The following is a 26,254-nucleotide window of genomic DNA, read 5'->3' as shown; positions in this document are numbered from 1 at the left end:
TCGGACGAACTCCCACTCAGCATCGGATAGTTCATGGCGACGTATCACCCGACCATGGTCCACCACCCGAGATCATTTGAAGACACCCCCTAGGGCGCTTCCGGGCCATCCGGGCCGTCAATTCGGTGGCTCCGCCGCTTCGGCGTCGGCCAGGATGACCGCTCATGAGCACCGTCCCGCACCACAGCGCCGAGCCCGTCCGCCGTATCCGCGCCCGTTACACCGAACGGACCGTCACCGTCTATCAGGCGTACTCCCCCAAGCTCTGAAAGAGCAGGGGGTACCCCCATCCGAGCTGGGGCTGCCGGCGGCGCGGGACGGGCGGTTCCCGGTGGCGTGGAAGCGGGAGCGGATGACGTGGATCAAGCCGTCGTTCCTGTGGATGATGTACCGCTGCGGCTGGGCGTCCAAGGCCGGGCAGGAGACGGTGCTGGCGGTGGAGATCGACCGGGCGGGTTTTGACTGGGCGCTCGGGCATGCGTGTCTGTCGCACTACGACCGGGACGAGCATGCGGACCGGGAGGCCTGGCGGCGGCAGTTGCGGGAGTCGCCGGCGCGGGTGCAGTGGGATCCGGAGCGCGATCTGTGGTTGCGGGCGCTGCCGTACCGTTCGTTGCAGCTGGGCCTGGCCGGGGAGGCGTCGCGGGGTTACGCGGACGAGTGGACGGTGGGGATCACGGACGTGACGGAGCTGGCGCGTGAGGTGCGGGCGCGGATGGCAGCGGGGGACGTGGCGGGGGCGGCCGGGTTGCTGCCCGAGGAGCGTCCGTACCCTGCACCCGAGGGAACTCCGGGGCTCGGCCGCGTGTCCTGAGGCGGCCCGGTAAACGCGTAATTCCGGCCACCACGCGGTCCGTGCGGGACTGCTTCGGGTGGCGTACGGGACGTAGCGCGGTCTGGCCAACTCCCGGTGGTTCATGGCCAATTGACGGACCGTACAGCTGTCTCCCCCTGCCCGGGAAACTCCCCCGCCGCCACAGTCATGTCGGCCCACTGAGGGCTCACGCGACTCAGGGAGAGTGGCACATATGCCCGACATGACCCGACGCAGACTCCTCGGCTCCGCGGCCGGCGCGGTCGGTGGCGCCGCCGCGCTGACTCTGCTGCCGCCCAGCGTCCAAAAGGCCGTCGCCGCCGGACCCGCACGTCACGGTTCGCTGCACGACGTCGAGCACGTCGTCATGCTCATGCAGGAAAACCGGTCGTTCGACCACTACTTCGGCACGCTGCGCGGGGTCCGTGGTTTCGCCGACCCGGACGCGCTGACGCTCCCGGACGGCCGTGACGTCTTCCACCAGCCGGACGCGGAGAATCCGGACGGCTATCTGCTGCCGTTCCGGCTCAACACCCACACGTCCAGCGCGCAGGCCATCCCCTCCACGAGTCATGCCTGGTCGGTGCAGCACGAGGCGTGGAACGGCGGCAAGATGGACCGCTGGCTGCCGGCGCACCGCAAGGCGGACGGGGTCAACGGCCCGTATGTGATGGGCTATCACACGCGGGAGGACATCCCGTTCCAGTTCGCGCTGGCGGAGGCGTTCACGCTGTGCGACAACTACTTCTGCTCGGTCCTCGGGCCGACCTGGCCGAACCGGCTGTACTGGATGACCGGCACGCTGGACCCGGGCGGCACGCTGGGCGGGCCGGTGCTGAACAACACCGCGCCCAAGCCGTACCGCTGGACGACGTACGCGGAGCGCTTGGAGGCGGCGGGGATCAGCTGGAAGGTGTACCAGGAGGAGGACGACTACGGCTGCAACCTGCTGGAGCAGTTCCAGACGTTCCGGGACTCCCAGCCGGGTGATCCGCTGTACGAGCGGGGGGTACGGCCGCAGCCGGCCGGCACCTTCGAGGACGATGCGCGGGGCGATCGACTGCCGGCGGTGTCGTGGCTGATCCCGACGAGTCACCAGTCGGAGCACCCGGACTATCTGCCGGCGGCCGGCGCGGATTATGTGGCGCAGAAGCTGGAGGCGATCGCGTCGAATCCGCGGGTCTGGGCGAAGACGGTCTTCATCCTCAACTACGACGAGAACGACGGGCTCTTCGACCATGTGCCGCCGCCGGTGCCGCCGCCGGGGACGAAGGACGAATTCGTCAGGGGGCTGCCGATCGGGGGTGGCTTCCGGGTGCCGTGTCTGATCGTGTCGCCGTGGACGGTGGGCGGCTGGGCGGCCGGTGATCCGTTCGACCACACGTCGGTGCTGCAGTTCCTGGAGCGCTGGACGGGTGTGGCGGAGCCGAACATCAGTGACTGGCGGCGGTCGGCGTTCGGCGATCTGACGTCGGCGTTCGGCTTCCGGCACGCGGCGCGCCGGCCGCCGTGGCTGCCGGACGACACGGCGGAGCAACTGGCGGAGGCGCAGTGGGAGGTGGCGCATCTGCCGAAGCCGACGCTGCCGGGGGCGGGGCAGGTGCCGCCGCGGCAGGAGCGGGGGCGGCGCAGGCGGCGGTGACGGCGCGGACGGGCGGGGCCCGGCGGGGGCCGGCCGCTGAACGGACGACGGTGCCGTACGGGTTCCGCCCGAGGGCTTGCCGTACGGCACCGTGTGGTGGTGCGGGTGGTTCAGACGCCGGCGTAGGAGTGCAGGCCGGTGACGAAGATGTTCACGCCGTAGTAGTTGAAGAGGTAGCAGGCGAAGGCGATCAGGCCCAGCCAGGCGGCCTTGCGGCCCTTCCAGCCGGCGGTGGCGCGGGCGTGCAGGTAGCCGGCGTAGGCGACCCAGGTGATGAAGGACCAGACCTCCTTGGGGTCCCAGCCCCAGTAGCGGCCCCAGGCGGCCTCGGCCCAGATGGCGCCCGCGATGATCGTGAACGTCCACAGGGGGAAGACGGTGGCGTTGACGCGGTAGGCGAACTTGTCGAGGGACGCGGCGGAGGGCAGCCGTTCCAGGACGGAGGCGGCGAAGGCGCCGGGCTGCTTGCCGGCGGGGTCGGCGACCTTGGCCTCGTAGCGGTCGCGGAAGAGGAACAGCAGGGTGGCGACGGCGCCGAGGTAGAGGACGGCGCCGGAGAGGATCGCGCAGCTGACGTGGATCCACAGCCAGTAGGAGTGCAGCGCGGGGACGAGCTGGTCGCTGGCGGTGTAGAGCACCGAGACGGCGAGGCCGAGGTCGAGCAGGACGGTGGTGACCAGCGGCAGGCCGATCCACCGGACGTTCTTCCCAAGGACGAGCAGCAGCAGGTAGATGCCGGTGGCGACGGCGGCGAAGGTGGTGGAGAACTCGTACATGTTGCCCCAGGGGGCACGCTGTACGGACAGGGCGCGGGTGACGACGCCGCCGACGTGGAGCGCCCAGGCGAGGACGGTCAGCGAGATGGCGATGCGGCCGTAGAGGTCGCCCTTCTCGGTGCCGCCGGCGGCACCGGGGCCGTCGGGGACGTCGCGGCTGCCGGCCGCGGACTTCGTGATGACCTTGGGCCGTTCCAGTACGGCGGTGCCGCCGCTCTGCCGGGCCGTGACGGTGGCGGGCGCCGAGGCGGCGGCGGCCGGGGTGAGGGCGGCGGCGGTGCGGCCGACCTTGCTGCGGCTGCCGAACACCCACTCGGCCATGTGCGCGACGAAGGCGAGGGTGTAGATCGCCATGGCCGAATAGACCAGGACATTGCTGTTGTGCGCCAGTGTCTCGTTGGCTGCGGCGGCGAGGTTCACGCGCGCGCTCCTTCGGAGGGGTCAGCAGGACCGTCAGAGTCGGTGGGCTCCGCGGGGTCTTCGGAGGGGGTGGCTTCGGCGTCCGGGGCGGGGTCGGCGTCCGGGTCGGGGTGCGGGGCGAGCGGGGCGTCGGGCTCCAGGACCGCGGCGAGGTCGCCGAGCTCCTCGGGGAGGCGGGCGGACTCGCTGCGGCCGAGTCCGGCCATCTCGACGACGGTGACGCCGTCCGCCCCTCGCTCGGCGCGTACCCAGACGCGGCGCCGCTGGATGAAGAGGGAGCCGGCCAGGCCGAGCAGGGCGGTGACCGCGCCGGTGAGGGCGAGGCCGTTGCCGGGCTGGTGGGTGATCTTGAAGCTGGCCCAGGTCTTGACGCCGTTGAAGGTGATGCTGCCGTCGCCGCCGGGGAGCTTCATGGTCTCGCCGGGCTTCATCATCTGGGCGACCGCCCGGCCGTCGACCTTGTACTGCTTCAGGTCCTTCTTGTCGAGCTGGTAGACGTTCTGCGGGAGCCCGGAGGCAACGCCCAGGTCACCGTGGTACGCGGTGAGCACCAGGCGGGGGTTGTCGAGCGCCGGGAAGGTGGAGAACATCGAGCCGGAGCCCTTGCCGCCGAAGGTGGGGACGAAGAAGCCCTGGAAGCCGAGCTGGTTGGGCCTGTCGTCCTTGGTGCGGGCGCCGGGGACCTTGACGACACCGGTGGAGGTGAAGTTCTTCGGGTCCTGGGGGAGGAAGGGGACGGCGCCGTTGTAGACGGTCTTGCCACGGCCGTCCTTGACGGTGACGTCGGGCGAGTAGCCGTGGGAGAGCAGGTAGACCTTGGAACCGGCGATGTCGAGGGGGGTGTTCACCTCGATGGTGGTCTTGTGTTCCTGCCCGTCGGCACCGGAGAAGTACCGGATGTGGGCGCGGAAGATCCGCGGGGTGCCCTTCTGCGGGCCGGTGCGTTCGTAGGTCGCGTCGAACTTGTCGAGGGTGAAGCCGAACGGCTCCATGGTGTCGGTGTCGAAGAAGGCACCGGACGTGAAGTCGTCGTACTGGGTGAGGCTGTTGGCGAAGCCGTCGCCCTCGGTGATCAGCTTGCCGCCTTCGGACTTCCACAGGCTGCCGACGGCGAACGCGACGAGCATCACGATCAGCGCGACGTGGAAGACGAGGTTGCCGACCTCGCGCAGGTAGCCCTTCTCGGCGGCGACCGCGGTGTCGGCGCGGTGGGCACGGAAGCGGCGCTTCTTCAGCATCCGCTCGGCGGCGCCGAGCACGTCGTCGGGTGCGGCGTCGGTGCGCCAGGTGGTGTACGCGGGCAGCCGGGTCAGCCGGCGGGGGGCGGCCGGGGGGCGGCCGCGGAGCTGGCCGACGAACTGCCAGCTGCGCGGCACGATGCAGCCGATCAGGGAGATGAACAGCAGCAGGTAGATGGCGGAGAACCACACCGAGCTGTAGACGTGGAACATCCCCAGCTTGTCGTAGACGTCGCCGAGGGTGGGGTGGTCGGCCTTGAACTGGTCGACCTTGACGGGATCGATGCTGGTCTGCGGGATCAGCGAGCCGGGGATGGCCCCGATCGACAGCAGGAAGAGCAGCAGCAGCGCGACCCGCATGGAGGTCAGCTGCCGCCAGAACCAGCGGGCCCAGCCGACCGGGCCGAGCGAGGGCAGGGTGACGTCTTCGCGGGGCGCGGTGGAGAGCTGGGAGCCGGCCGCGCCGAGGTCGGCGCCCGCGTCGTCGGCGCCGGGCGCGCCGGGGTCGCGGGGGGTGTCGGTCTTGGTGGACATCGATCAGATCCCAACGGTGGAGCTTTGGGTCCAGCTCTGGAGCTCGGACATCATGCTGTCCCAGAGGCCGGTGACGAGGAGGACGCCGAGGGCGACCATCATGCCGCCGCCGATCCGCATCACCCACTGGTAGTGGAGTTTGACCCAGCCGAAGGCGCCGAGGACGCGGCGGAAGGCCAGCGCGACGGCGATGAACGGCACGCCCAGGCCGAGGCAGTAGGCGACGGTGAGGAGCGCGCCGCGGGCGGCGCTGGCGTCGTACAGGGTGAGGGCCTGGACGGCGGCGAAGGTGGGGCCGAGGCACGGGGTCCAGCCGAGGCCGAAGAGCACACCGAGGAGCGGCGCGCCGGCCAGGCCCATGGCGGGCTTCTTGTGGAAGCGGAATTCGCGCTGCCCGAAGCGTTGCAGGACGCCGGCGAAGGTCAGGCCGAAGAGGATCAGCAGGGCGCCGAGGACGCGGGAGATGACGTCCTTGTAGTCCAGCAGGGTCTTGCCGAAGAAGCCGAAGAGGGCGCCGCCGGAGACGAAGACGGCGGTGAATCCGAGGACGAAGAGTCCGGCGCCGGCGAGCATCCGGCCGCGGCGGGCCTCGCCGAGGTCGGTGCCGGTGACGCCGGTCACGTACGACATGTAGCCGGGGACCAGCGGCAGGACGCAGGGGGAGAAGAAGGAGACGAGGCCGGCGAGGAGCGCGAGCGGGACCGCGGCGAGCAGGGTGCCGGAGACGACGGTGTGGTCGGGGGCGACGGCGAGCTGGGTGAGTTCCATCTCTGGCGAAATCACTTCTCGGCGATCAGCGGCTTGACCATGCTGCGCAGTTCGTCCTCGGTGAGCGGGCCGATCGAGCGGGCGGCGATCTTGCCGTGCCGGTCGATGGCGATCGTGGAGGGGATGGACTGCGGATTGAGGCTGCCCTTGGGGAAGCGCAGCATGAGCCGGCCGGTGGGGTCGAACAGGCTCGGGTAGGGCACCTTGTGCTCTTCCTCGAAGCTGGTGGCCTGGGACTTCTGGGAGTCACGGGTGTTGATGCCGAGGAACTGGACGCCCTTGTCCTTGGTCTCCTTGGCGACCTTGGCGAAGTTGGGGGCCTCGGCGATGCAGGGGCCGCACCACGAGCCCCACACGTTGAGGATGACGACCTTGCCCTTGTAGTCGGCGACGTCGAGCTGCTTGCCGGTGGTGGTCTCGCCGGACAGGTCGGGCGCGGGCTGCCGGTCGGCCTTCTTGACGGTGTCGACGCCGTCCTTGCCCTGGACGAAACGGGTCTGGGCCGAGCCTCCGGAGGCACCGTCCCCGCAGGCGCTCAAGCACAGCGAGGCGGCCGCGGCCCCTGCGGCGAACAGGAGGATCCGGCGGCGGCGCGTGCGGCGGCGTGGGGCGTCAGCACTCATGTGAAAAGTTTCGCATGGGCCGATTCCGGATCTTCCGCGCCCCCCTCGCCCGGCCTGTCCCCGCCCGAAGGGGCATGTCAGGCGGCGGGCGCGCGGGGCCGGGCCGGTACGTTGCGCGGTCACGCGGTCACGTGGCCGAGAGGTACTCCTTCCAGCCCTCGGCGGGCCGCGCGCCCACCGGGACCTCCTGGAGCCTGCGCAGCACCTCGGGGTCCTGGGCGTCGAGCCAGTCGGTGAGCTGCCGGAACGACACCAGACGGACATCGCGGTTCTGCTCGTTGGCGATGTACTTGAGGGCCTCCTCGACGGCGTCCATATAGATGCCGCCGTTCCACTCCTCGAAGTGGTTGCCGATGAAGAGGGGGGCGCGGTTGGTCTCGTAGGCGCGGCGGAATCCGGAGATATATGCGTCGGTGGCCTGCTGCCGCCAGCCGGGATAATTGGCCGGCGGGGCCTTGGTGGACCTCCTGGACTGGTTGGCGAGGAGGTTGTAGTCCATCGAGAGCACCTCGAAAGAGTGCCCCGGGAAGGGAATCTGCTGGAGCGGGAAGTCCCAGAGGCCGAACTTCTTCTTCGGCCACATCTGGAGGCCGCCGGGCGAGCTGGCGTCGTAGCGCCAGCCGAGTGCCCGGGCGGCGGGCAGCAGATTTCGCTGGCCGAGCAGACAGGGCGTGCGGCCACCGACCAATTCCCGCCGGTAGTCGAACGGCAGCGGGTCGGCCTCGGCGAAGCCGGTATGGGTCCGCCATTTGGTGACGAAGTCCATCGCCTGGTCGATCTCGGAGTACCACTGGCGGGGGGTCCAGTGTTTGACGGAGGTCGGGGCGTCGCCGCAGAAGTGGCCGTTGAAGTGGGTGCCGATCTCGTGGCCGTCCAGCCAGGCCTGGCGGACGTGGGTGAGCGTCTCCCTGATGTGGTCGTCGGCGAGGTAGCCGATGGCGGAGGCGCCGGTCGGGTTGTTCGGCGGCTCGTAGAGGTGCTTTTGGGATTCCGGCAGGAGATAGAGGCCGGAGAGGAAGAAGGTCATGGCCGCGCCGTGGTCCTTGGCGAGCTGGAGAAAGCGGGGGAAGAGGCCGTTTCCGACCTCTCCCGCGCCGTCCCAGGAAAAGACCACGAACTGCGGCGGGGTCTGTCCGGGCTCCATCCGTTCGGGTGCTTTCGGCTGGTTCGGCTGCGCGCCGTAATTCGCCGTCGAACCGTCACCGATGAGCTTGGGGCGGGCCTGGACGGAGCTTGTGACCTTCCGTCTGTCGGCGCCGACCTGCGGGCCCGGCGTGGAACAGCCGGCGACGCCCAGCGCCGCGGCTGCACCAACTCCCAGGCCCAGCAGGTTTCGCCGACTGATCGCGCGCATGCCCTCGTCCCCATCCGTGCTCGCCGAACTCAATATCCATATAAACGGACAATCGAGAAGTGGGCATGTTGAGCACCGGGGCTACGAGTTAATCGCCCGGATATTCCATTTCTGCTTGGCTTTGACGTTCCGCCATCTGATGCAGAGTCAGGCCCCGTAGGCCTTGCTCTTCCCCTTCGCCGGTTTGGCGCCGGCCAGGAGGTGGGAGGGAACCAGGTCGCGCGCCGGTTCGCTGTACCCCACCGAAATGATCTTGTCGCCGTGGAACGTGAACGACGTCAGCGAAGCCAGCGTGCACTGCCGCTTCCGCGGGTCGTGCCACAGCCGCCGCCGCTCCACGAAGCTGCGCACGATCCAGATCGGCAGCTGGTGGCTGACCGCCACCGCCTCGTGCCCGCGCGCCGCGTCCCGCGCCGCGCCGAGCGCCGCCATCATCCGTACGACCTGTTCGAGATACGGCTCGCCCCACGAGGGCCGGAACGGATTCGTCAGGTACTTCCAGTTGCCGGGCTTCTTGAGCGCCCCGTCACCGACCCCGAAGGTCTTGCCCTCGAAGACGTTGGCCGCCTCGATCAGCCGCTCGTCGGTGGCCAGGTCGAGACCGTGCGCCGCGGCGATCGGCGTCGCGGTCTCCTGCGCACGCTCCAGCGGCGAGGCGACGACATGGGTGATGTCCCGGTCCGCGAGGTGCTCGGCGACCCGGTCGGCCATCTTCCGCCCCAGCTCGGAGAGGTGGTAGCCGGCCCGGCGCCCGTACAGCACGCCCTCCGGGTTGTGCACCTCGCCGTGCCGCATGAGGTGGACGACGGTGATGTCGTCGCCGGCGGGGACGTCGTTGCTGCTCTGGTTCATTTCCCCCTCATTCCGTCGCTTCGGCGGCGGCCCGGGCGGCGGCCGGCAGGGCGGCCGCGATCCGCTCGACGGCCGCGGTGTCGTGCGCGGTCGAGACGAACCACGACTCGAACGCGGACGGCGGGAGGTAGACGCCCTGGGACAGCATCGAGTGGAAGAACGCGGTGAAGCGGAAGGACTCCTGCGCCTTGGCCTCGTCGTAGTTGGTGACGTCCCGCTCGGTGAAGAAGACGGAGAACATGTTGCCCGCCACCTGGAGCCGGTGCGCCACGCCCTCCTTGGCCAGCGCCCCGCCGACCAGCGAGCGCAGCTCGGCGGAGACCGCGTCGACCTTCTCGTACGCGGCGTCGTCCAGCAGCCGCAGCTGCGCGACACCGGCGGCGGTGGCGATCGGGTTCCCGGACAGGGTGCCCGCCTGGTAGACCGGGCCGGCCGGGGCGAGATGCGCCATGACGTCGGCGCGGCCGCCGAACGCCGCCGCCGGGAAGCCACCGCCCATGACCTTGCCGAAGGTCATCAGATCCGGACGAACCCCATCAATCCCGTACCAACCAGCCTTGCTGACGCGGAAGCCGGTCATCACCTCGTCGGAGATGTACAGCGCGCCGTTGGCCGAGCACAGGTCCGCGAGGCCCTGGTTGAAGCCGGGCAGCGGCGGCACCACGCCCATGTTGCCGGGCGACGCCTCGGTGATCACACAGGCGATCTCGCCCGGGTGCGCGGCGAACGCGGCCCGCACCGCCTCCAGATCGTTGTACGGCAGCACGATCGTGTCGCCGGCCTGCGCGCCGGTCACGCCGGGCGTGTCGGGCAACCCGAAGGTCGCCACGCCCGAGCCGGCCGCGGCCAGCAGCGCGTCCACGTGCCCGTGGTAGCAGCCGGCGAACTTGACCACCTTGGGGCGGCCGGTGAACCCGCGCGCCAGACGGATCGCCGACATCGTCGCCTCGGTGCCGGACGACACCAGGCGCACCTGCTCGACCGGCTCGATCCGGGCCACGATCTCCTCGGCCAGCTCGACCTCGCCCGCGCCGGGCGTACCGAAGGACGTGCCGCGCGCGACCGCCTCCTGGACCGCCGCGATCACCTCGGGGTGCGAGTGCCCGAGGATCATCGGCCCCCACGAGCACACGAGGTCGACGTACTCACGGCCATCGCCGTCGGTGAGGTACGGACCGGTACCGGACACCATGAAACGGGGCGTACCGCCGACGGCGCGGAACGCCCGCACCGGTGAATTGACGCCGCCGGGCGTCACCACGGAGGCGCGCTCGAACAGCGACTGCGAAACAGGGGCTTCATACGGAAAAGACACTGTGATCCTGACCTGCATAAACGGGGAGGGCGGCGGCGCACGGGCACGGCCCCGGCTGACAACGGCGTGGGAATCCCCGCTTGGACCTCCTAAGGCGCCGCGCGGTTCCCACTCGATCCTTTTTTGATTCCTCTCGCTTTCGACCGGGCGTCAGCCCCCGCTTGTCTGCGAAACTGGGGCGACGGACGAGTGAGTCACGCAAGCAATGGTCTCAGAGGCGCACGGGGGCGTGCGGCCGGGCGTTTCGCGCGCCGGTGACGGGGGAGGTCTCTGAGACGATGATCGGGTTGCGCGGCTGGGGCTGCGAGTGGTCGGGTGGAGATATGCATCGCGGTGGCGAACTGGGCGAAGGAACCGATGACCGGGGTTCCGGGCGCGCCCAGCGCGGCCGTCACCGGCGCGAGACCGAAGGCATCAAGGGTGGGGACATCAGGGGCGGCCGCATGGGGGTGACCTACAAGTACTTCGGCGCGCCCAACGGCGCGACGGCGGCCCGGGTCCCGATCTCCATGCGCCCTGAGGAACTCGGCGGTGACGAGCTCGGCATGGGCGGGATGTTCACCAAGATCAAGCCGGAGACCATGGCCGCCATGGTCCTCACCGGTATAGAGGGCATACCCCTCCATAAGGTTCCGCCGCTCGAACTCGTCGTCCTCCACCCCGACTACGCCGTCGTCAAGCTCCCCATGACCGTGGTCGACCCGCTGCGCGGCATCGGCGAGGAATCGGTCGGCGCGGCCGCCTTCATCTGGTCCACGGTCCCCGACCGCGGCGGCCCCCGCGACGCCTTCGCCGTCTACCAGCTCCTCCACGAATGGCAGGACTTCAGCCACCGCCTCCACGAGGCGGGCCACCAGGCTTACTGCTTGGTGTGGCCGTAACGGTTCGGCTTGTGTCCGTGGTGGGGCGTAACGGTTCGGCGCCTTGTTGCTCGGGGGGCTGTAACGGTTCGGCAGCTTGTGGCTCGGTGGCTGGGGCGGTTCGGCTTGGTCTGGGCGTAACGGTTCGGCGGGTGGCGACCTGGGGGGCGGGTGGCGGCCTAGGGGGACGGGACGGCCGGTGGGTTGGCGAGCTGGTGAGCCGGTGGGCTGGTGAGCCGGCGAGCTCGTGGGTTGGTGAGCCAGTGGGTGGCCAGGTCTCGTAGGGCGATGGGGCTCACCACGTAGGACGGGCGGAGACTCCGCCGTCCACCACGAGGTTCTGTCCGGTGATCCAGGACGCCATCGGTGAGGCGAGGAACACACAGGCGTCGCCCACGTCCTCCGGCCGCCCCAACCGCCCGGTGGGCGCCGCCGCGTGCCAGCGCCGTACCCCGTCGGGCCAGTCCTCGGCCAGCCCGGGCCGGTCGATCAGGCCCGGCGAGACGCTGTTGACGCGGATGCCGTACCGGCCGTACTCCAGCGCGGCGGCGCGTGCGTGCATCACCACCGACGCCTTCGACGCGCAGTAGTGGGCGTGCTGCGGCGCCGGACGGTCCGCCTCGATCGACGCGATATGCGTCACCGACCCGCCGCCGCCCTCCCGCATCACGGCCGCCGCGGCCTGCGTACAGGCGAACACCGAGTGCACGTTGAGGTCCGCCACCGCCCGCCAGTCGGCGAGCGACATCCCCGCCAGCTCCTGCGTCGGCTGCACCCCGGCGTTGTTCACCAGCGCGGTGAGCCGCCCGCGCCAGCCGGCCGCCTCGGCCACCAGCCGGTGGCACTCCTCCTCGACGGCCAGATCGGCCGCCAGCGCCAACGCACTCCCGCCGCCGTCCTCGATCCGCCCCACCAGCGCCCGCGCCGCCTCTGCCCCGGTCCGGTAATGCACCACCACCGCCGCCCCGGCCTCCGCGAACCGCACCGCAATCCCCTGCCCGACCCCACCCGCGGCCCCGGTAACAAGCACCACTTGCCCCGAAAGATCGGGGAGGTGGGGGTGGCTCTGGGGATGAGGGTGGGGGTGGCGGTGGCTCTGGGGCTGGGGATGGGGGTGGGAGTGGCTCTGGGGATGGCGGGGCTGAGGCTGCGGCTGGCACTCGGGCTGGGGCCGGGGATGGGGCGGCGGCTGGCGCTCGGGCTGACCTGCCGCCATCCCCAATTCGTGCGCCGCGCCGTTCTCGTTGACCTGGCTGGCCTGAACATCCGGACCGTCCGCGCTGTCCCGAACCTCCGGACCATCCGCGCTGGCCTGAACATCTGGACCGTCCGCCCCAGCCGGACCGTCCGAGCCCGCGCCCGCCTGGCCGAATCCCACCGGTCCACCGCCGTCACGGGGAGTAACCGCCGCCCCACCGCAGTTCAGGCTGAAAGGGGCCCACTCCCCTGTCATGGCCGGCTCAGCGCGGCGATCCGCGCTGCCTCCCGGGGAAACCGCGCGGCCAATTCGGCGGCGTCCCCGTGTTCGTAGTCCTCGAAGGTGAAACCGGGCGCCATCGTGCAGCCGAACAGCGTCCAGGAGCCGCCGTCGGCGACCTCGGCGGCCATCCACGTCCCGGCCGGAACGGTGAACTGAACGTGCTGGCCACCCAAGACGTCCGGCCCGAGGACGACCGTACGGGCCGCGCGGCCATCGGGCGCGCTCGCCCCGCGCCCCTCGGTCCCCTGAGGCTGCCCGTCTTCCTCGGGCCCTTCGGTCAGCAGGAAGAGGGAGAGCGGATCGCCCCGGTAGAAGTGCCAGATCTCGTCGGTGGGCAGCCGGTGCAGGGCGGAGTAGTCGCCCGGCTCGGCGGTCAGCAGCATCACGATCGCCGTACCCTCGGGCCGTCCGTCGGACCGGGGCGGACCCGACCACGTAGGCCGGAACCGCCCGCCCTCACGCGGCAACGGCACCAGGCCGTAGAAATCGACCAGCTCCTCGGGGAGCGGATCGCGGTACGTGCGGTGCTCGGCCATCTGAAGCGTGCCCCTTCCCACCAACCAGCAGCAATACGGGGTTGTGCACGGCGAGTTCGTGCACGGCAGTTCGTACGCGAAGCGATTCGTATATGGCGATTCGTGTATGGCGATTCGTATATGGGGTTTCAGCTATAGCGGTGCACATACCGGGCTTCACATACGGAGGTTCAACCACACTAGGCGCGTACGCCGCCGGACACGGGCACAATCGGGCCATGTCCGATACGCCTCCGCCCGTCGACGCCTCGTCCGTGCCTCCGGCCGACTCCCCGTCAGCCGTCTGGGAAACCGTCGACCACCTGGTGCGCTGGCTCGACGGTGAGAGCACGCTGCCACCGGAACAGGAGCGGCTGCTGCGCATCCTGAAGCTCTCCGAGGAGGCGGGCGAGGTCGCGCAGGCGGTGATCGGCGCCACCGGCCAGAACCCGCGCAAGGGTCACAGCCACACCTGGGACGACGTGCAAAGCGAGCTGTGCGACGTGATCCTCACGGCGATGGTGGCGCTTCGGACGCTGACCCCGGAGGCGCGGCAGGTCTTCGAGGGAAATATGGGGCGGGTTGCCGGCCGGGTGCCGCGGCCGCTGTCCGGGGACTGAATACCCTCCCCGCCCCGGCAACGGCCCGCCCTACGGCTGCTCCGCCGTCAGATAGCGCTGGATCGTGGGCGCCAGCCAGGCGATGACCTCGTCATGGCTGAGGGCGACGGCCGGCGCGAGGTGCAGGACGTAACGGCACAGCGCCATGCCGAGTATCTGGGAGGCGATCAACGCCGCGCGCTTCGGGGCCTCCTCGGGGACCGGGCAGACCGCCGCGAGCACCGGCCTGATCTGTTCGGCGAACACGCCGCGCATCCGCTCCGCGCCTGCTTCGTTCGTCGCACCGACGCGCAACATGCCGGTCAGCACCTCGTCGCCCTCCCACCGCTCCAGGAAGTGGCGCACGAGCCGGGCGCCGACTTCTTCTCGCGGTACGTGGCTCAGGTCGGGCGCGTGCACCTCGATCTCGGAGGCGGCCGCGAAAAGGCCGGCCTTGTTGCCGTAGTAGCGCATGACCATCGACGGGTCGATGCCTGCTTCGCGCGCGATGGCGCGGATCGTGGCGCGCTCATAGCCGTCCGCGGCGAAGCGGTCACGGGCGGCGGCCAGGATCGCGGCCCTGGTCGCGGCGGACCGGCGGGGCGGGCCCGCGGGGCCGGCGGACGGGGCGCCGACAGCGGCGGACGGGGCGCCGGCAGGGGCCCCGGTGTCGCTGTCGACGTCGGAGGCCGCGGATTCGGCGAGGGCGTCGGGCTCAGCAGCAGTAAGAGGGCGATCGTGCGGCATGTCAACAACTGTAGGCCAACGACTGTTGACACGCCAAGCCGACGCGCCTTACGCTTGCCAACAAGCGTTGACCAACATGCGTTGGCATAGGCGCAGGCGCACGCAAAGGAGGCGGAAGCCATGGACGCCATGAACCGCACACCGGACCAGTCCGGCACCCGGGACGAGGGGCGCAGCACGGCGCCGAAGGCCGAGGTCAGAGACCTCCCGGAAGCCGCCGCACACCTCGCCCCCGGCACGGACAGCGCGAATGCCACAGACATGGCTGATGCCGCAGACATGACGGACACGGCGGACGTCTTCGTCGTCGGTGCCGGGCCCACCGGGCTGCTGCTCGCCGGGGACCTCGCCGAGGCCGGCCTGTCCGTCACGCTTCTCGAACGCCGCGCCGACACCACCAGCAACCTCACCCGCGCCCTCGCCGTCCATGCGCGCACGCTGGAACAGCTCGACGCCCGTGGTCTCGCCGATGAGCTGGTCGCCGGCGGCCATCCGATTTCCCGCCTCCGGCTCTTCGGGGAGGCCACCCTCGACCCCACCCAGCTCGCCAGCCGCTTCCCCTTCGTCCTGATCACCCCGCAGTTCGAGGTCGAACGGCTGCTGGAGCGGCGGGCCCGGAAGGCCGGTGTGGTGTTCCGGTACGACTCGGAGGTGCTCGGCCTCGACCAGGACGAGGAGGGGGTGACGGTGAAGCTGCGCACCGCCGACGGCATCGGCAGGGCCCGCGCCGCCTACCTCGTCGGCTCCGACGGCGTGCGCAGCACGATCCGGGAGGCCGTGGGCCTGCCGTTCCCCGGGAAGTCCGTGATCCGCTCGGTGATCCTCGCCGACGTCCGGTTGGACGAGACGCCGCCGTCCCCCTTCACCTTCAACGCCACGGGCGAGGCGTTCGCGTTGATCGGCTCGTTCGGGGACGGCTGGTACCGCGTCATCGGCTGGAACCGCCACCGTCAGGCCGACGACGGCACGCCCGCCGATCTCGACGAGGCCCGCGAGGTCACCCGGCTCGCGCTCGGCACGGACTACGGCATGCGGGACGCGCGCTGGGTCTCCCGCTTCCACAGCGACGAACGCCAGGCCCCGCAGTACCGCGTCGGGCGGGTCTTCCTCGCCGGGGACGCCGCGCATGTCCACTCCCCCGCGGGCGGTCAGGGCATGAACACCGGCCTTCAGGACGCCGCCAACCTCAGCTGGAAGCTGGCCGCCGTGATACGCGGCCACTCCCCCGAGTCCCTGCTCGACAGTATCAGGCCGAGCGGCATCCCGTCGGCAAGTCGGTGCTGCGCAGCAGCGGCGCCATCCTGCGGATGGCCCTGCTGCACTCCCCTGCCGGGCGTGCGGTCCGGGGAGTCGCCGCGCGACTCATCGACCATCTGCGGCCGGTGTCCCGCCGCGCGATACGCACGATTTCCGGTATCGGGATCAGCTATCCGGCCGGGCCGGGTGCCCATCGGCTCGCCGGCCACCGTGCCCCGGACATCCGCCTGGCCGGCGGCGGCCGGCTCTACGAACTCCTCCGCCAGGGGAAGTTCGTCCTCATCACCCCCGCCGACGAGCCCACCGGCCTGCGTCCGGACGACGACCGCGTCATCCCGGCCGCCTGGGACAGCGACCGCCGCACCGCCCTGCTGATACGCCCCGACGGCTATATCGCCTGGGCCACCGACTCCACGACCCCCGCCGAACGTGCCGCGGCACTGCGCAGCGCACTCATACGGTGGACGGGCGCCACACCGGCGAACGGCTGAGCGGGGCGTCCGCCTCCGCGGAGACGGACGGCTGCGAGGGAGGCGGACGGCTACGGGGGAGGCGGACGGCTACGGGGAGCGTCGGAGCACGGTACTCGTCAGGGCACAGGTGGCGTCGGAGCTCGCTGCGGCTCAGCCCGATGGCAGTACATGCCGCAGATACACCCGTGGGTCGTTGAGGTATCGCCGCCAGTGATCGACGAGGCCCAGCTCCGCCCACTCCACCGACCGCATGCCGTGCTCGCCGACCTCCACGATCTCCGCCCCGGGCAGAGCCGTCAGCAGCGGTGAGTGGGTGGCGCACACGACCTGAGCGCCTATCCGCGCCAACTCGTTCATCAGCCCGACCAGTTCCAGACAGGAGGAGAAGGACAGCGCCGCCTCCGGCTCGTCCATCACGTACAGCCCGCGCTCGGCGAACCGTTCGCGGAAGGCCAGCAGGAAGCTCTCGCCGTGGCTCATCTCGTCCGGGCCCTGGGAGAGCCGCCGGGTACTCCTCTCGCCGTTCAGCGCTTCCAGCGCCGTTTCGGCCCGGAGGAAGAAGCCGCGGCGACGCGTCCGCGGCCCCCGCACCATCCGCCGCCCCTCCCGCGTCGGATCGAACCGCAGCAGACCGCCCAACAGCGAAGCCTCACGAGAGGAGGCGTACTTGTAGCCCGCCGACCCGCCGTACGAATCCAGACCGAAGCCTTCCGCCAGCGCCTCGGCCAGCGTGGACTTCCACGAACCGTTCTCGCCCACCAGGAAGGTGACGGGCGCACGGAAGGCAAGCCCTTCGGCGGCCAGTTGCCGGACACAGGGCACCGTCCACGGCCAGCCGTCCTCGGCCGCCCCCGTCCCCGTCGGAAGGTCCAGATAAGCCCGTTCAATCAGCATGATTCGAAGCTCTCATGCACCACTGACAGTCCCGGGGTGGCATGTGAAAGTCACGGGGTGGCGTGCCGTGGTGGGCGTTCGCCTGCGGCACCGCCGGGGGGCTCTAGCCCATCGCCGGGGGGCTCTCGCCCACCGCCGGGGAGGCTCTCGCGCACCGGCGGGGTCGGCCGGGCTTACGCTCGCCGCATGCTTATCGCGCGTTCCGCTGCCCTGTTCGTCGTTGCCGCGCTGTTCGAGATCGGCGGGGCGTGGCTGGTGTGGCAGGGGATCCGCGAACACCGCGGCTGGGCGTGGATCGGGGCCGGCGTGCTCGCCCTCGGGGTGTACGGCTTCGTGGCCACGCTCCAGCCCGACGCCAACTTCGGGCGCATCCTTGCCGCGTACGGCGGGGTCTTCGTCGCCGGATCGCTGGCCTGGGGAATGGTGGCCGACGGCTATCGCCCCGACCGGTGGGACGTCATCGGCGCGCTGATCTGCCTGGCCGGGATGGCAGTGATCATGTACGGCCCCAGGAGCCGCTGACCGTTCCGGCGGTGAGCCGCCTGTTCCTTGCGGCGGCCCCACCGGGCGCAACGACCCACCGGGCGCCAGGCCCCACCCTTCGCCAGGCCGCGCCCCACCGGGCGCCAGGCCCCACCGGTCGCCAGGCCGCGTCCCACCGGCCGGCACGGCCCCACCGCTCGCGAGGCCTCGACCAGGCGTTGATCAGGTGCTCACCACTTGATCAGGTGCTCACCGGTTGATCAGGTGCTCACCAGTAATTGATCAACAGTTGATCGGGCGCTGCATATCCTGGCCACACCGCGACCGCGGCCAGGCCGTACAACGGTCACGCCGACGCGCGCCGATTCGCCGTCCCGCCGTCCCACCGGTTCCGAGGAGAGCGTCATGACCGCCGATGCCCGTAGCGCCGATGCCCGTAGCGCCCGCACACCCAGCGCCGAGGCCCGTACCGCCGTTGTCACCGGAGCCAGCAGCGGCATCGGCGCCGCGACCGCGCGAGCGCTGGCTGCCGCCGGCTACCGCGTCGTGCTCACCGCCCGCCGCAAGGACCGCATCGAGGCGCTCGCCGCCGAGCTGCCGAACGCCCAGGCCCATGCGCTGGACGTCACCGACCGTGCCGCCGTCGACGCCTTCGTGGCCTCGCTCGACGAGTTGCCGTCCGTCGACGTCCTGGTCAACAACGCCGGTGGCGCGTTCGGCGCGGAACCGGTGGCCACCGGAGACCCCGCCGACTGGCGCGCCATGTACGAGGTCAATGTGCTCGGCGTGCTCCACATGACCCAGGCGCTGCTGCCCAGGCTCACTGCTTCCGGGGACGGCACCGTCGTCGTCCTGTCCTCCACCGCGGGTCATGGCACGTACGAGGGCGGCGGCGGATATGTCGCGGCCAAGCACGGTGCGCATGTGATCGCCGAGACGCTGCGGCTGGAGCTGTGCGGTGAGCCGGTGCGCGTCATCGAGGTCGCGCCGGGCATGGTGAAGACCGACGAGTTCGCCACCACCCGCTTCCGTGGGGACACCGAAAAGGCCGCGAAGGTCTACGAGGGCGTGGAGCAGCCGCTCAGCGCGGAGGACGTCGCCGACACCATCGCCTGGGCGATCACCCGCCCCTCCCACGTCAACATCGACCTCCTGGTGGTCCGGCCCCGCGCCCAGGCCTCCAACACGAAGGTGCACCGCACTCGCACCACCTGAGTCGGCACTCACCCCACTTGAGCCGGCCCGCGTCACGCCAGGCGGCGTAAGGCGTAAGGCGTAACGCACAGCGGCCCAGCGCAAAGCGACGTAACGCAAAGCGGCGTGGCGCACCCCGCGCCACGCCGCCCTTCAGCTTCACACAGCTCAGCCCTTCACACACACCACCTGCTTGAGGTGTGCGACGACCTCCACCAGGTCACGCTGCTGGTCGATGACCTTCTCGATCGGCTTGTAGGCGCCCGGGATCTCGTCGATCACCCCGGAGTCCTTGCGGCACTCCACGCCCCGCGTCTGCTCCGCCAGGTCGCGCGTGGTGAAGCGCTTCTTGGCGGCGTTCCGGCTCATCTTGCGGCCGGCGCCGTGCGAGGCGGAGTTGAAGGACGCCGGGTTGCCCAGGCCGCGGACGATGTACGAGCCGGTGCCCATCGAGCCGGGGATGATGCCGTACTCCCCGCCGCCGGCCCGGATCGCGCCCTTACGGGTCACCAGCAGGTCCATGCCGTCGTACTGCTCCTCCGCCACGTAGTTGTGGTGGCTACAACTGACCTGTGCCTTCAGGCAAGTTTGCGGCGGGACACTCAGCCGCCACATTGAAGACGCTGCCGCTCTCCCCGCACGTGTCGCCCCAAAGTCGTACCTCAGAGCAGCCCAGGCGATTCACCCGAGCGAACCCAGCGGTGATGTGGCCCATCGTCCTGCAAGGGCTCCCGGGATGCGTCGGCGGCTGCGATCCTGAGCGCCAGCAGGGTGCTACGGGTGGCCACGATCAATGCGTCGGGGTCACTGTCCGGGCCGGCAGAGCACAGCTCGGCAATGCGCCGGCTCACAGCCGAGCGCTTGATCACCCGCCCGGTGGAGTCGATGTGGAACAGCGTGCCTTGGCCGCCGCCGATCAGGAACCCGGACCCGGCAGGGATCACGCCCTCGGCCGGTCGCTGCCGGAGGTCGATCCGCCACCGAAGTGCTCCCTCGGCGTGGTCGGCCACTGCGTATCCCGTGGGTTCCCTCAGCCACAGCAGTCCGCCGGTGCGGTGGACCGCAGTAGCTGCCAGAGCTCTGTCATGGCACCGGAGGGTGCGGATGGTTCCACCCCCGATGGGGATCTCGACGACGGTGCTCTGTCCGCAACGGGCCAGGACACGGTCAGCGCCCGCCCAGGAGAAGATCATCCTTGCATCAGCGGCGATCAACGGCTCCGGAAGCTCCCACCGGGCCCGCTGCCAGCCGTCACGCATCCGGATCAGACGCACGCTCGCCCCTTGGTCCTCCCCAATCAGAACGGCATCGCCGACGACCAGGGGGCGGACGGTGTCGTGGCGTTCACCTGTGCTCCATAGGAGGCGGCCAGTGGACAGATCGAAAGCGTGCAGCGGTGTGTAGCCGCGCCATCCGCCTACGATCACAGTGTCGTCGCCGACCACGATGTGCCCGGCGAGTCGAGGGAGATCGGCCTTCCAGAGCACGGCCCCGGTGCGGAGATCCCAGCAGGTGAGGACGTCGGCGTTCTGCGCGATGCCGAGGCAGTGGTCACCGGCCGCCACGACCGAACGCGGCCAGAGACCGAACGGGACGTCCCATCGGAGCGTGCCGTCCCGCCAGTCCAAGCAGACCAGACGGCTCCGCCGCTCATGGGCGACGACACAGTCCCCCGCCACGGCCACCGTGCGCGGGTAGACACGCTGGTGCAGCGTGCGCTCCCACAGGACTTCCTCAGACATCTCCTCACTCAATCAAACGCCTCACCGCAAGAGCCAGCCGATTCCGGCGGCCGGGCGAACGTCCAGCACGGCTGTCGCGGGCACGCTGTTTCACGAGCCGGCCGTATCGCGATGGTCCTCAGTCGGAAAGAAGATCGCGCTCACCAGGTGGGGTCTGCGGCCAGGGGCCGGTTCGTTGGTCGCGCGTGACACGAAGGAATGTTGCCACTCGCTGATCATCTCGGTGAGTTCGTCGGGGCTGAGCCAGAGGGTGCCTTGCCGGTAGCCAACGGAGTCGGCGAACGGGTCAGCTCCCGGCCGGTCGAGATAGGCATTGAATTCGGCGAGCAGGGCAGCCATGGCAGCGGCGAAGCCATGGCGATGGTCGTCCAGAGACATCGACGCGCCCGCCTCGGGCTCGATCTTCATCCGGTCTCGGTGCAGCCGGTAGCGCCGCTCCACCGCACCGCGCACCCGCTGCTCGTCCGCAACCTCCAGCACTCCGCCCTCGGCCAGCAACCCGACGTGCCGGTACACGGTGGTCTTGGGGACATCGGGCAGTGCCGCGCACAACTCGGCGGCGGAGCAGCTCCGCCCACCGGACATGGCATGAGTGATGCGTAGCCGCACGGGGTGCAGCAGCAGGTCGAGGGTGTCCATCCATCAATAGTTCCATACCTGGTACCGTTCCCAAAGTTGGGAAATCGCGAAAGGGGCATGGGAATGACCGCGGACACCTCGCCGACGGCGGCTCGGTTAAGCATCGAGGCGGTACGGCAGCTGCGCACTCTGCATCCGGACGGGCCGCAGGAGGACCTGGCATGGCTGGATGAGGCGATCGGTGACGCGAGGGTGGTGGCGATCGGCGAGAACGCGCACTACAACCGCGAGTCGTACCAGCTGCGCCACCGCCTGACGCGGTACCTGGTCGAGCGGCACGGCTTCGGCGCCTACGCGATGGAGTCGGGGTTCGTCGAGGGATGGCTGGCCGACGACTGGATCCGCGGCGGCCAGGGCCGGATCGACCAGGTTTTAGCGCACGGCATGACGTCGCTGATGGGGCTGTGGACCGAGATGCGGGCCCATCTGGAGTGGATGCGGCAGCACAATCTGGATGCCGCCCGACCGGTCGGCTTCTATGGCATCGACCTGTCCGGCTCGAACATCTCCCCGTTGCCCGGCTTGGACGTCGTCGTCGCCTACCTTGCGCAGGCAGATCCCGACTTCGAGGTGGACCCGAGCCTGCGGGAGACCGCCACGGCCTTTGCGGCGCCGTCGGCGTTCTCTCTGTCCCAGTCCCTGACCGCATACGGGCAGCTCCCGAGCGAGCGTCGGGATGCGCTGACGGCAGGGCTGGCCGAGCTCGCCGCGCGTATGGAAGGACGATGCCTGGACTACCGTCGGCGCACCACCGCCGATGCCTACGAGTACGCGTTGCGCGCGCTGCGCCTGACCGTCACCATCGACGCCAATGTCCGCGCCCTGGCCCGTGGCGACCGGGAGAGCCTGTTCTTCAACCGCGACGCCGCGATCGCCGACACCGTCGAATGGATCCTGCGCCGAGAGGACCGGATCGTGCTGGCCGCTCACAACGGCCACATCCAACGCTGGCCGACCCTGTGGCCCGGCATGCCCCCGGCGGCGAAGATGGGCATGCACCTGGCCGACCGGATCGGGGAGGATTATCTGGTCATCGGCATCACCAACGGCGCAGGCCAAACGCTCAACACCTCAGCCGACTTCTACGCCGGCAAGCTCTTCACCGAGCTGGAGCCGCCCCGGCCCGGCAGCCTCGACGCGCTCATGGCCGCCAGCTCCGACGTGCCCTTCGCCACCGACCTGCGGCGGCTGTCACCAGCCGATACCGAGGCCGTTCGGTCCGTCACCCAACAGCGTCTCGGCACTCACTACAGCGACGTCAGCCCCCTGGACGCGTACGACGTCATCGTCCACCTCCCTCACGTCACCGCAGCCGAACCTGACGGCGCCGCTCTCGCCGACTCGCCCCACGACGTGCAGAAGGCATTTGCCCAGTGGACGCAATGAGGTCCTGGCCAACAGCCTGCCTTGGCCCGGGCGACGTGGGTAGGCGCGGGAGTTCAGCGTGAGGCAGGGCTTCACAGTCGGCTGTTGGCCTGGGCGGCGCACCGGGCCGACCAGCCCTGTGCCGAGATGGGCAGGACGGGCCGGACGGCACATGCTGCGATGTTCCGTCAGAGGCCGGACGCCCAAGGAGTTCGGCCAGGCTCGGAAGGCTGCGGCATACGCCTTCCCCACCACAAACCCCGGACCACATCCGGTCCGGGGTAGTTCGATCACGTGTAGTGCTGGCCCTCAGCCCTTCACGCAAATGACCTGCTTGAGCTTCGCGACCACCTGGACCAGGTCCCGCTGCTGCTCCATCACCTGACCGATCGGCTTGTACGCGCCCGGGATCTCATCCACCACGCCGGAGTCCTTGCGGCACTCCACACCCCGCGTCTGGTCCTCCAGGTCCCGCGTCGAGAACTTCCGCTTGGCAGCGTTCCGGCTCATCCTCCGGCCGGCACCGTGCGACGCCGAGTTGAACGACTTCGGGTTGCCCAGGCCACGGACGATGTACGACTCCGTGCCCATGGAACCGGGGATGATCCCCCACTCCCCCGAGCCCGCGTGGATGGCTCCCTTACGGGTAACCAGCAGATCCATCCCGTCGTACTGCTCTTCACTGACATAGTTGTGGTGGCAGCTGATGACACCAGGGCGGTACTCGACGGTCCTCATCTGACCTTCGGCATCTTCCTGCTGGCAGGAGATGACCTCCCCGAAGGTCACCTTGGCCTTCTTGAACTCCCGGCGGACGACGTCCTGGGTGAGCGCCATCATGATCTCGCGGTTGTGCTTGGCGTACTCCTGCGCCCAGAAGAGGTCGTTGCGGTACGCGGCCATCTGCGGAGTGTCCGCGATGAAGACGGCGAGGTCGCGGTCGACCAGGCCCTGGTTCTGCGGCAGCTTCTGGGCCACGCCCATGTGGTGATCGGCGAGTTCCTTGCCGATGTTGCGCGACCCGGAGTGCAGCATGATCCACACGGACTGGTCCTCGTCGATGCAGATCTCGTGGAAGTGGTTGCCGCTGCCGAGCGTTCCCATCTGCTTGACGGCCCGCTCGCGACGGAACTTGACGGCATCCGCCACCCCGTCGAACCGCGCCCAGAAGTCCTCCCATCCGGCCGTCGGGAAACCGTGCAGCCGGCCGGGATCGATCGGGTCGTCGTGCATGCCCCGGCCCACCGGAATGGCCTGCTCGATCTTCGAGCGCAGCCGGGACAGGTCGCCGGGCAGGTCGTTGGCGGTGAGCGAGGTCTTCACCGCGCTCATTCCGCAGCCGATGTCGACGCCGACCGCCGCCGGGCAGACCGCCCCGCGCATCGCGATCACCGAACCGACCGTGGCGCCCTTGCCGAAGTGCACGTCGGGCATCACGGCCAGGCCCTTGATCCACGGGAGGGTGGCGACGTTGCGCAGTTGCTGCATCGCCACGTCCTCCACCGTGGCCGGGTCGGTCCACATCCGGATCGGCACCTGGGCGCCCGGTACCTCGACGTACGGCATAACTTCCTCATTCCCCCGAAAACCTGAAAAACGCAAAAGCCGGACAAATTACCTGATCTTGGACGGTGAACCGGCGTGCGCGGCAAGACGTGCGATAGACATTGTGTCCATCGGCCGCCGTCCGGCGGCAACCGCATTTCTTGAGGGAATTTCGAGGGAAGGAGCCGCGAACGATGCCCCGCAAACCGTTCGCACCCGGTGCCGCACTGGTGGCCGTCGCGGCGCTGGCCGTCGGCCTCGCCGGCTGCACCGGCGGCCCCGGCACCGACGGTGACGCCGCCGACGCCAAGGGCGGCGACCCCGCCGCGACGAGCCAGTCCGCCGAACCGGGCCGCTACCAGACCCTCCCGGAGGCCTGCGGGCTGCCCTCGCGCAGCACCGTCCGCGGAATGCTGCCCGGCGACGGCCAGCAGCTCTCCGGCGCCGAGGCCGACAAGCTCTACAGCGGCCAGGCCGACATCACGTACGACACGGACCGCCGGGTCGGCTGCCACTGGACCCGCGAGACCGACGCGGGCACCCGCCATCTGAGCCTCGACATCCAGCGCGTGGTCTCGTACGACGCCGCCGTCAGCGATGACGACAAGGCGCAGGGGATCTACGACAGCAAGGAACTGGCCGCAAAGATCCCGTCCGGCGACGGCACCGGCTCCTCCCCCACCGCTCCCCCGTCGAAGAGCACGAAGGGCACAAAGGACACAAAGAGCACAGGGGGTGCGAAGGGCGGGGCGGCCGCCGCAGGGAAGAATTCCACCGAGGCCCCCGCCGGAAAGGCCAGCGCCTCGGGCAAGCCCGGCACCGATGCGAGCGCGAACCCGAGCGCGAGCCCGGGCGGGGACGCGAGCGGGGACAAGAGCACGGCCTCGACCACGCCGCCGACCACGGACCCGAGTGCGGGCGCCGGCGCCTCCACCGCGCCGCGGGTGCTCGACGGCCTGGCGGACGCGGCGTTCCTCAACGACAAGTTGATCACCGCGGACTCCGGTGTGCACCGCGACGTCACTGTGGTCTTTCGCACGTCGAACGTGATCGTGACGATCACCTACGACCAGTGGTCCACGGACAAGTCGATGTTGCCGGAGAGCCAGGAACTGCAGGACAAGGCCCGTTCGCTGGCCGATGAGCTGGCCGACCGCCTCGCCGAATAGCCCGAGTTGAGCGACTCGGGCTGATCGTCCGGACCGAGTCGTATGCCCGTTTCGCTCCTTGTGCTGACCGGTACGAAACGGGCACCCACCTCGCCGCGCCGCGTACCGTGCCCTCTAGCGAACCGACGACGCACGACGACCGACCACGCCGAACGCCGCACGACGCCGACAACACGACGCCGACGCACGACGACGAACAGCGAAGGAACCATGCACCGTTCAGCCAAGCGCCTCGCCAGCCTCCTCACCTGCGCAGCAGTACCGGTGCTGCTCGTCGCCGGCTGCTCCGGCTCGGACAGCGGCAGCTCGGACTCCGGTTCTGGTGACGCCTCCTCCGCCGCGCCCAGCCGCTCCGCCCAGCCGTCGCCGACCGTGGAGCCCGCGAAGTACAAGAAGCTGCCGAACCCCTGCTCGGCGTTCTCCAAGGACACCATCAAGAAGCTGCTGCCCAAGGTGAAGGACGCCGCCGGGGACCAGGGCCAGTCCACGGACAACGCCTCGCACGGCACCTGCTCCTGGAACAGCTCCGACGAGCAGGGCGTCGACGGCACCCAGTTCCGCTGGCTGGACATCGGCTACCAGCGCTACGACTCGGACCCGGGCATCGGCTCCGGCGAGAAGCGCGCCACCGACTTCTACGCCAAGCAGGTCAGCGACGCGAAGGCCGCCAAGGGCGCCAAGAAGCTCAAGGCCGCCCCGACCGGCGGCACCGGCGACGAGGCCACCGCGATCACCTACGACGTGAAGAAGGAGGGCAACGACTTCAAGAACACCACGATCGTCGCCCGCGCCTCCAACATCGTCGTGACGATCAACTACAACGGCGCGGGCCTGGCCGGCGCCGACACCCCGAAGGGCGCCGACCTGCTGAAGAAGGCCCAGGCCGCCGCGAAGGAAGCGGTCGCCACCGCCCTCAAGGCGAACCACTGAGGTCGATCGGATGCCGATCGGACGCC

At 70.0% G+C, this 26,254-nt stretch carries 22 protein-coding genes and 3 pseudogenes; 10 read left to right on the top strand and 15 right to left on the bottom strand.

The genetic code is table 11. From position 1 onward, the window contains the following. Positions 1-164 precede the first annotated feature (164 nt). Together AB0E02_RS33110 and AB0E02_RS33105 are read left to right on the top strand one after the other, a co-directional pair. A pseudogene (locus tag AB0E02_RS33110) lies at positions 165-814 on the top strand (DUF4291 domain-containing protein). Between the two features lie 214 nt (positions 815-1,028). Beyond that, positions 1,029-2,456, top strand: a complete 1,428-nt coding sequence (locus tag AB0E02_RS33105; RefSeq protein ID WP_362146421.1) for an alkaline phosphatase family protein — start codon at positions 1,029-1,031, stop codon at positions 2,454-2,456. A 110-nt stretch (positions 2,457-2,566) separates the two neighbouring features. Here the strand turns inward: AB0E02_RS33105 and ccsB are convergent, their stop codons facing one another. The 7 genes from ccsB to hemL all read right to left on the bottom strand — a co-directional run bounded on the left by ccsB (position 2,567) and on the right by hemL (position 10,336). Further along, positions 2,567-3,652: a c-type cytochrome biogenesis protein CcsB gene (ccsB, locus tag AB0E02_RS33100; RefSeq protein WP_362146418.1), complete on the bottom strand. Its 1,086-nt coding sequence runs from the start codon at positions 3,650-3,652 to the stop codon at positions 2,567-2,569. Further along, on the bottom strand, positions 3,649-5,424 hold the full coding sequence (locus AB0E02_RS33095; protein ID WP_362146415.1) for a cytochrome c biogenesis protein ResB: 1,776 nt from the start codon (positions 5,422-5,424) through the stop codon (positions 3,649-3,651). Before AB0E02_RS33095 ends, ccsB begins: the two co-directional genes overlap by 4 nt. 3 nt (positions 5,425-5,427) lie before the next feature. Next, on the bottom strand, positions 5,428-6,192 hold the full coding sequence (locus tag AB0E02_RS33090) for a cytochrome c biogenesis protein CcdA (RefSeq protein ID WP_362146412.1): 765 nt from the start codon (positions 6,190-6,192) through the stop codon (positions 5,428-5,430). 11 nt (positions 6,193-6,203) lie between these two features. Further along, positions 6,204-6,815, bottom strand: a complete 612-nt coding sequence (locus AB0E02_RS33085; RefSeq protein ID WP_310727759.1) for a TlpA disulfide reductase family protein — start codon at positions 6,813-6,815, stop codon at positions 6,204-6,206. 127 nt (positions 6,816-6,942) lie between these two features. Next, positions 6,943-8,169 carry a hypothetical protein gene (locus AB0E02_RS33080; RefSeq protein WP_362146408.1) on the bottom strand — a complete coding sequence of 409 codons (1,227 nt, stop codon included), beginning with the start codon at positions 8,167-8,169 and terminating at the stop codon, positions 6,943-6,945. 147 nt (positions 8,170-8,316) lie between these two features. Beyond that, positions 8,317-9,021 carry a histidine phosphatase family protein gene (locus AB0E02_RS33075; RefSeq protein WP_362146405.1) on the bottom strand — a complete coding sequence of 235 codons (705 nt, stop codon included), beginning with the start codon at positions 9,019-9,021 and terminating at the stop codon, positions 8,317-8,319. 7 nt (positions 9,022-9,028) lie between these two features. Beyond that, positions 9,029-10,336 (bottom strand): glutamate-1-semialdehyde 2,1-aminomutase, encoded by a 1,308-nt coding sequence (gene hemL, locus AB0E02_RS33070; RefSeq protein ID WP_362146403.1) that lies wholly within the window; start codon positions 10,334-10,336, stop codon positions 9,029-9,031. A 323-nt stretch (positions 10,337-10,659) separates the two neighbouring features. Here hemL and AB0E02_RS33065 point away from each other — a divergent pair, with 323 nt between their 5' ends. Then, entirely contained in the window at positions 10,660-11,217 is a 558-nt protein-coding gene (locus tag AB0E02_RS33065; RefSeq protein ID WP_078866473.1) for a hypothetical protein, read from the top strand. 274 nt (positions 11,218-11,491) lie between these two features. Here the strand turns inward: AB0E02_RS33065 and AB0E02_RS33060 are convergent, their stop codons facing one another. Together AB0E02_RS33060 and AB0E02_RS33055 are read right to left on the bottom strand one after the other, a co-directional pair. After that, positions 11,492-12,229 (bottom strand): SDR family oxidoreductase, encoded by a 738-nt coding sequence (locus AB0E02_RS33060; RefSeq protein ID WP_362146400.1) that lies wholly within the window; start codon positions 12,227-12,229, stop codon positions 11,492-11,494. 416 nt (positions 12,230-12,645) lie between these two features. Beyond that, positions 12,646-13,212: a cupin domain-containing protein gene (locus AB0E02_RS33055; RefSeq protein ID WP_362146397.1), complete on the bottom strand. Its 567-nt coding sequence runs from the start codon at positions 13,210-13,212 to the stop codon at positions 12,646-12,648. A 218-nt stretch (positions 13,213-13,430) separates the two neighbouring features. On the opposite strand from AB0E02_RS33055, the gene AB0E02_RS33050 reads away from it, so the two are divergent. Continuing rightward, complete coding sequence (locus AB0E02_RS33050; protein ID WP_362146394.1) at positions 13,431-13,811, top strand: MazG-like family protein; 381 nt, start codon at positions 13,431-13,433, stop codon at positions 13,809-13,811. Between the two features lie 30 nt (positions 13,812-13,841). Here AB0E02_RS33050 and AB0E02_RS33045 read toward each other — a convergent pair whose 3' ends face one another. Next, the gene (locus tag AB0E02_RS33045; protein WP_362146391.1) at positions 13,842-14,537 is read right to left on the bottom strand and encodes a TetR family transcriptional regulator; all 696 of its coding nucleotides are present in this window, start codon (positions 14,535-14,537) and stop codon (positions 13,842-13,844) included. A 261-nt stretch (positions 14,538-14,798) separates the two neighbouring features. On the opposite strand from AB0E02_RS33045, the pseudogene AB0E02_RS33040 reads away from it, so the two are divergent. Continuing rightward, positions 14,799-16,285, top strand: a pseudogene (locus AB0E02_RS33040) (FAD-dependent oxidoreductase). Between the two features lie 132 nt (positions 16,286-16,417). On the opposite strand, the gene AB0E02_RS33035 reads toward AB0E02_RS33040, so the two are convergent. After that, positions 16,418-17,161: an AAA family ATPase gene (locus AB0E02_RS33035; protein WP_362146388.1), complete on the bottom strand. Its 744-nt coding sequence runs from the start codon at positions 17,159-17,161 to the stop codon at positions 16,418-16,420. A gap of 186 nt (positions 17,162-17,347) precedes the next feature. On the opposite strand from AB0E02_RS33035, the gene AB0E02_RS33030 reads away from it, so the two are divergent. Together AB0E02_RS33030 and AB0E02_RS33025 are read left to right on the top strand one after the other, a co-directional pair. Then, positions 17,348-17,683: a YnfA family protein gene (locus AB0E02_RS33030; protein ID WP_030416806.1), complete on the top strand. Its 336-nt coding sequence runs from the start codon at positions 17,348-17,350 to the stop codon at positions 17,681-17,683. 366 nt (positions 17,684-18,049) lie between these two features. Then, positions 18,050-18,859 (top strand): SDR family oxidoreductase, encoded by an 810-nt coding sequence (locus AB0E02_RS33025; protein ID WP_362146386.1) that lies wholly within the window; start codon positions 18,050-18,052, stop codon positions 18,857-18,859. A 147-nt stretch (positions 18,860-19,006) separates the two neighbouring features. On the opposite strand, the pseudogene AB0E02_RS33020 reads toward AB0E02_RS33025, so the two are convergent. The 3 genes and pseudogenes from AB0E02_RS33020 to AB0E02_RS33010 all read right to left on the bottom strand — a co-directional run. Continuing rightward, positions 19,007-19,411, bottom strand: a pseudogene (locus AB0E02_RS33020) (RtcB family protein); the annotation flags it as partial. Between the two features lie 89 nt (positions 19,412-19,500). Next, entirely contained in the window at positions 19,501-20,592 is a 1,092-nt protein-coding gene (locus AB0E02_RS33015; protein WP_362146385.1) for a PQQ-binding-like beta-propeller repeat protein, read from the bottom strand. 78 nt (positions 20,593-20,670) lie between these two features. Next, positions 20,671-21,219, bottom strand: a complete 549-nt coding sequence (locus AB0E02_RS33010) for a helix-turn-helix domain-containing protein (protein WP_362146382.1) — start codon at positions 21,217-21,219, stop codon at positions 20,671-20,673. Positions 21,220-21,282: 63 nt separating this feature from the next. Between AB0E02_RS33010 and AB0E02_RS33005 the strand changes: the two genes are divergently transcribed. Further along, positions 21,283-22,605, top strand: a complete 1,323-nt coding sequence (locus AB0E02_RS33005; protein ID WP_362146379.1) for an erythromycin esterase family protein — start codon at positions 21,283-21,285, stop codon at positions 22,603-22,605. 288 nt (positions 22,606-22,893) lie between these two features. On the opposite strand, the gene AB0E02_RS33000 is transcribed toward AB0E02_RS33005, so the two are convergent. Continuing rightward, entirely contained in the window at positions 22,894-24,150 is a 1,257-nt protein-coding gene (locus tag AB0E02_RS33000; RefSeq protein WP_362146376.1) for an RtcB family protein, read from the bottom strand. Positions 24,151-24,323: 173 nt separating this feature from the next. Here AB0E02_RS33000 and AB0E02_RS32995 point away from each other — a divergent pair, with 173 nt between their 5' ends. Both AB0E02_RS32995 and AB0E02_RS32990 read left to right on the top strand, forming a co-directional pair. Further along, a complete protein-coding gene (locus AB0E02_RS32995) occupies positions 24,324-25,298 on the top strand; it encodes a hypothetical protein (RefSeq protein ID WP_362146374.1) in 975 nt (324 codons plus the stop codon). 210 nt (positions 25,299-25,508) lie between these two features. Continuing rightward, entirely contained in the window at positions 25,509-26,228 is a 720-nt protein-coding gene (locus AB0E02_RS32990; RefSeq protein ID WP_362146371.1) for a DUF3558 family protein, read from the top strand. Positions 26,229-26,254 lie beyond the last annotated feature (26 nt).

Source organism: Streptomyces sp. NPDC048196 (assembly GCF_040652715.1).
Taxonomy (GTDB): Bacteria; Actinomycetota; Actinomycetes; order Streptomycetales; family Streptomycetaceae; genus Streptomyces; species Streptomyces siderophoricus.
This window is presented reverse-complemented; position numbering and strand designations above follow the sequence as displayed.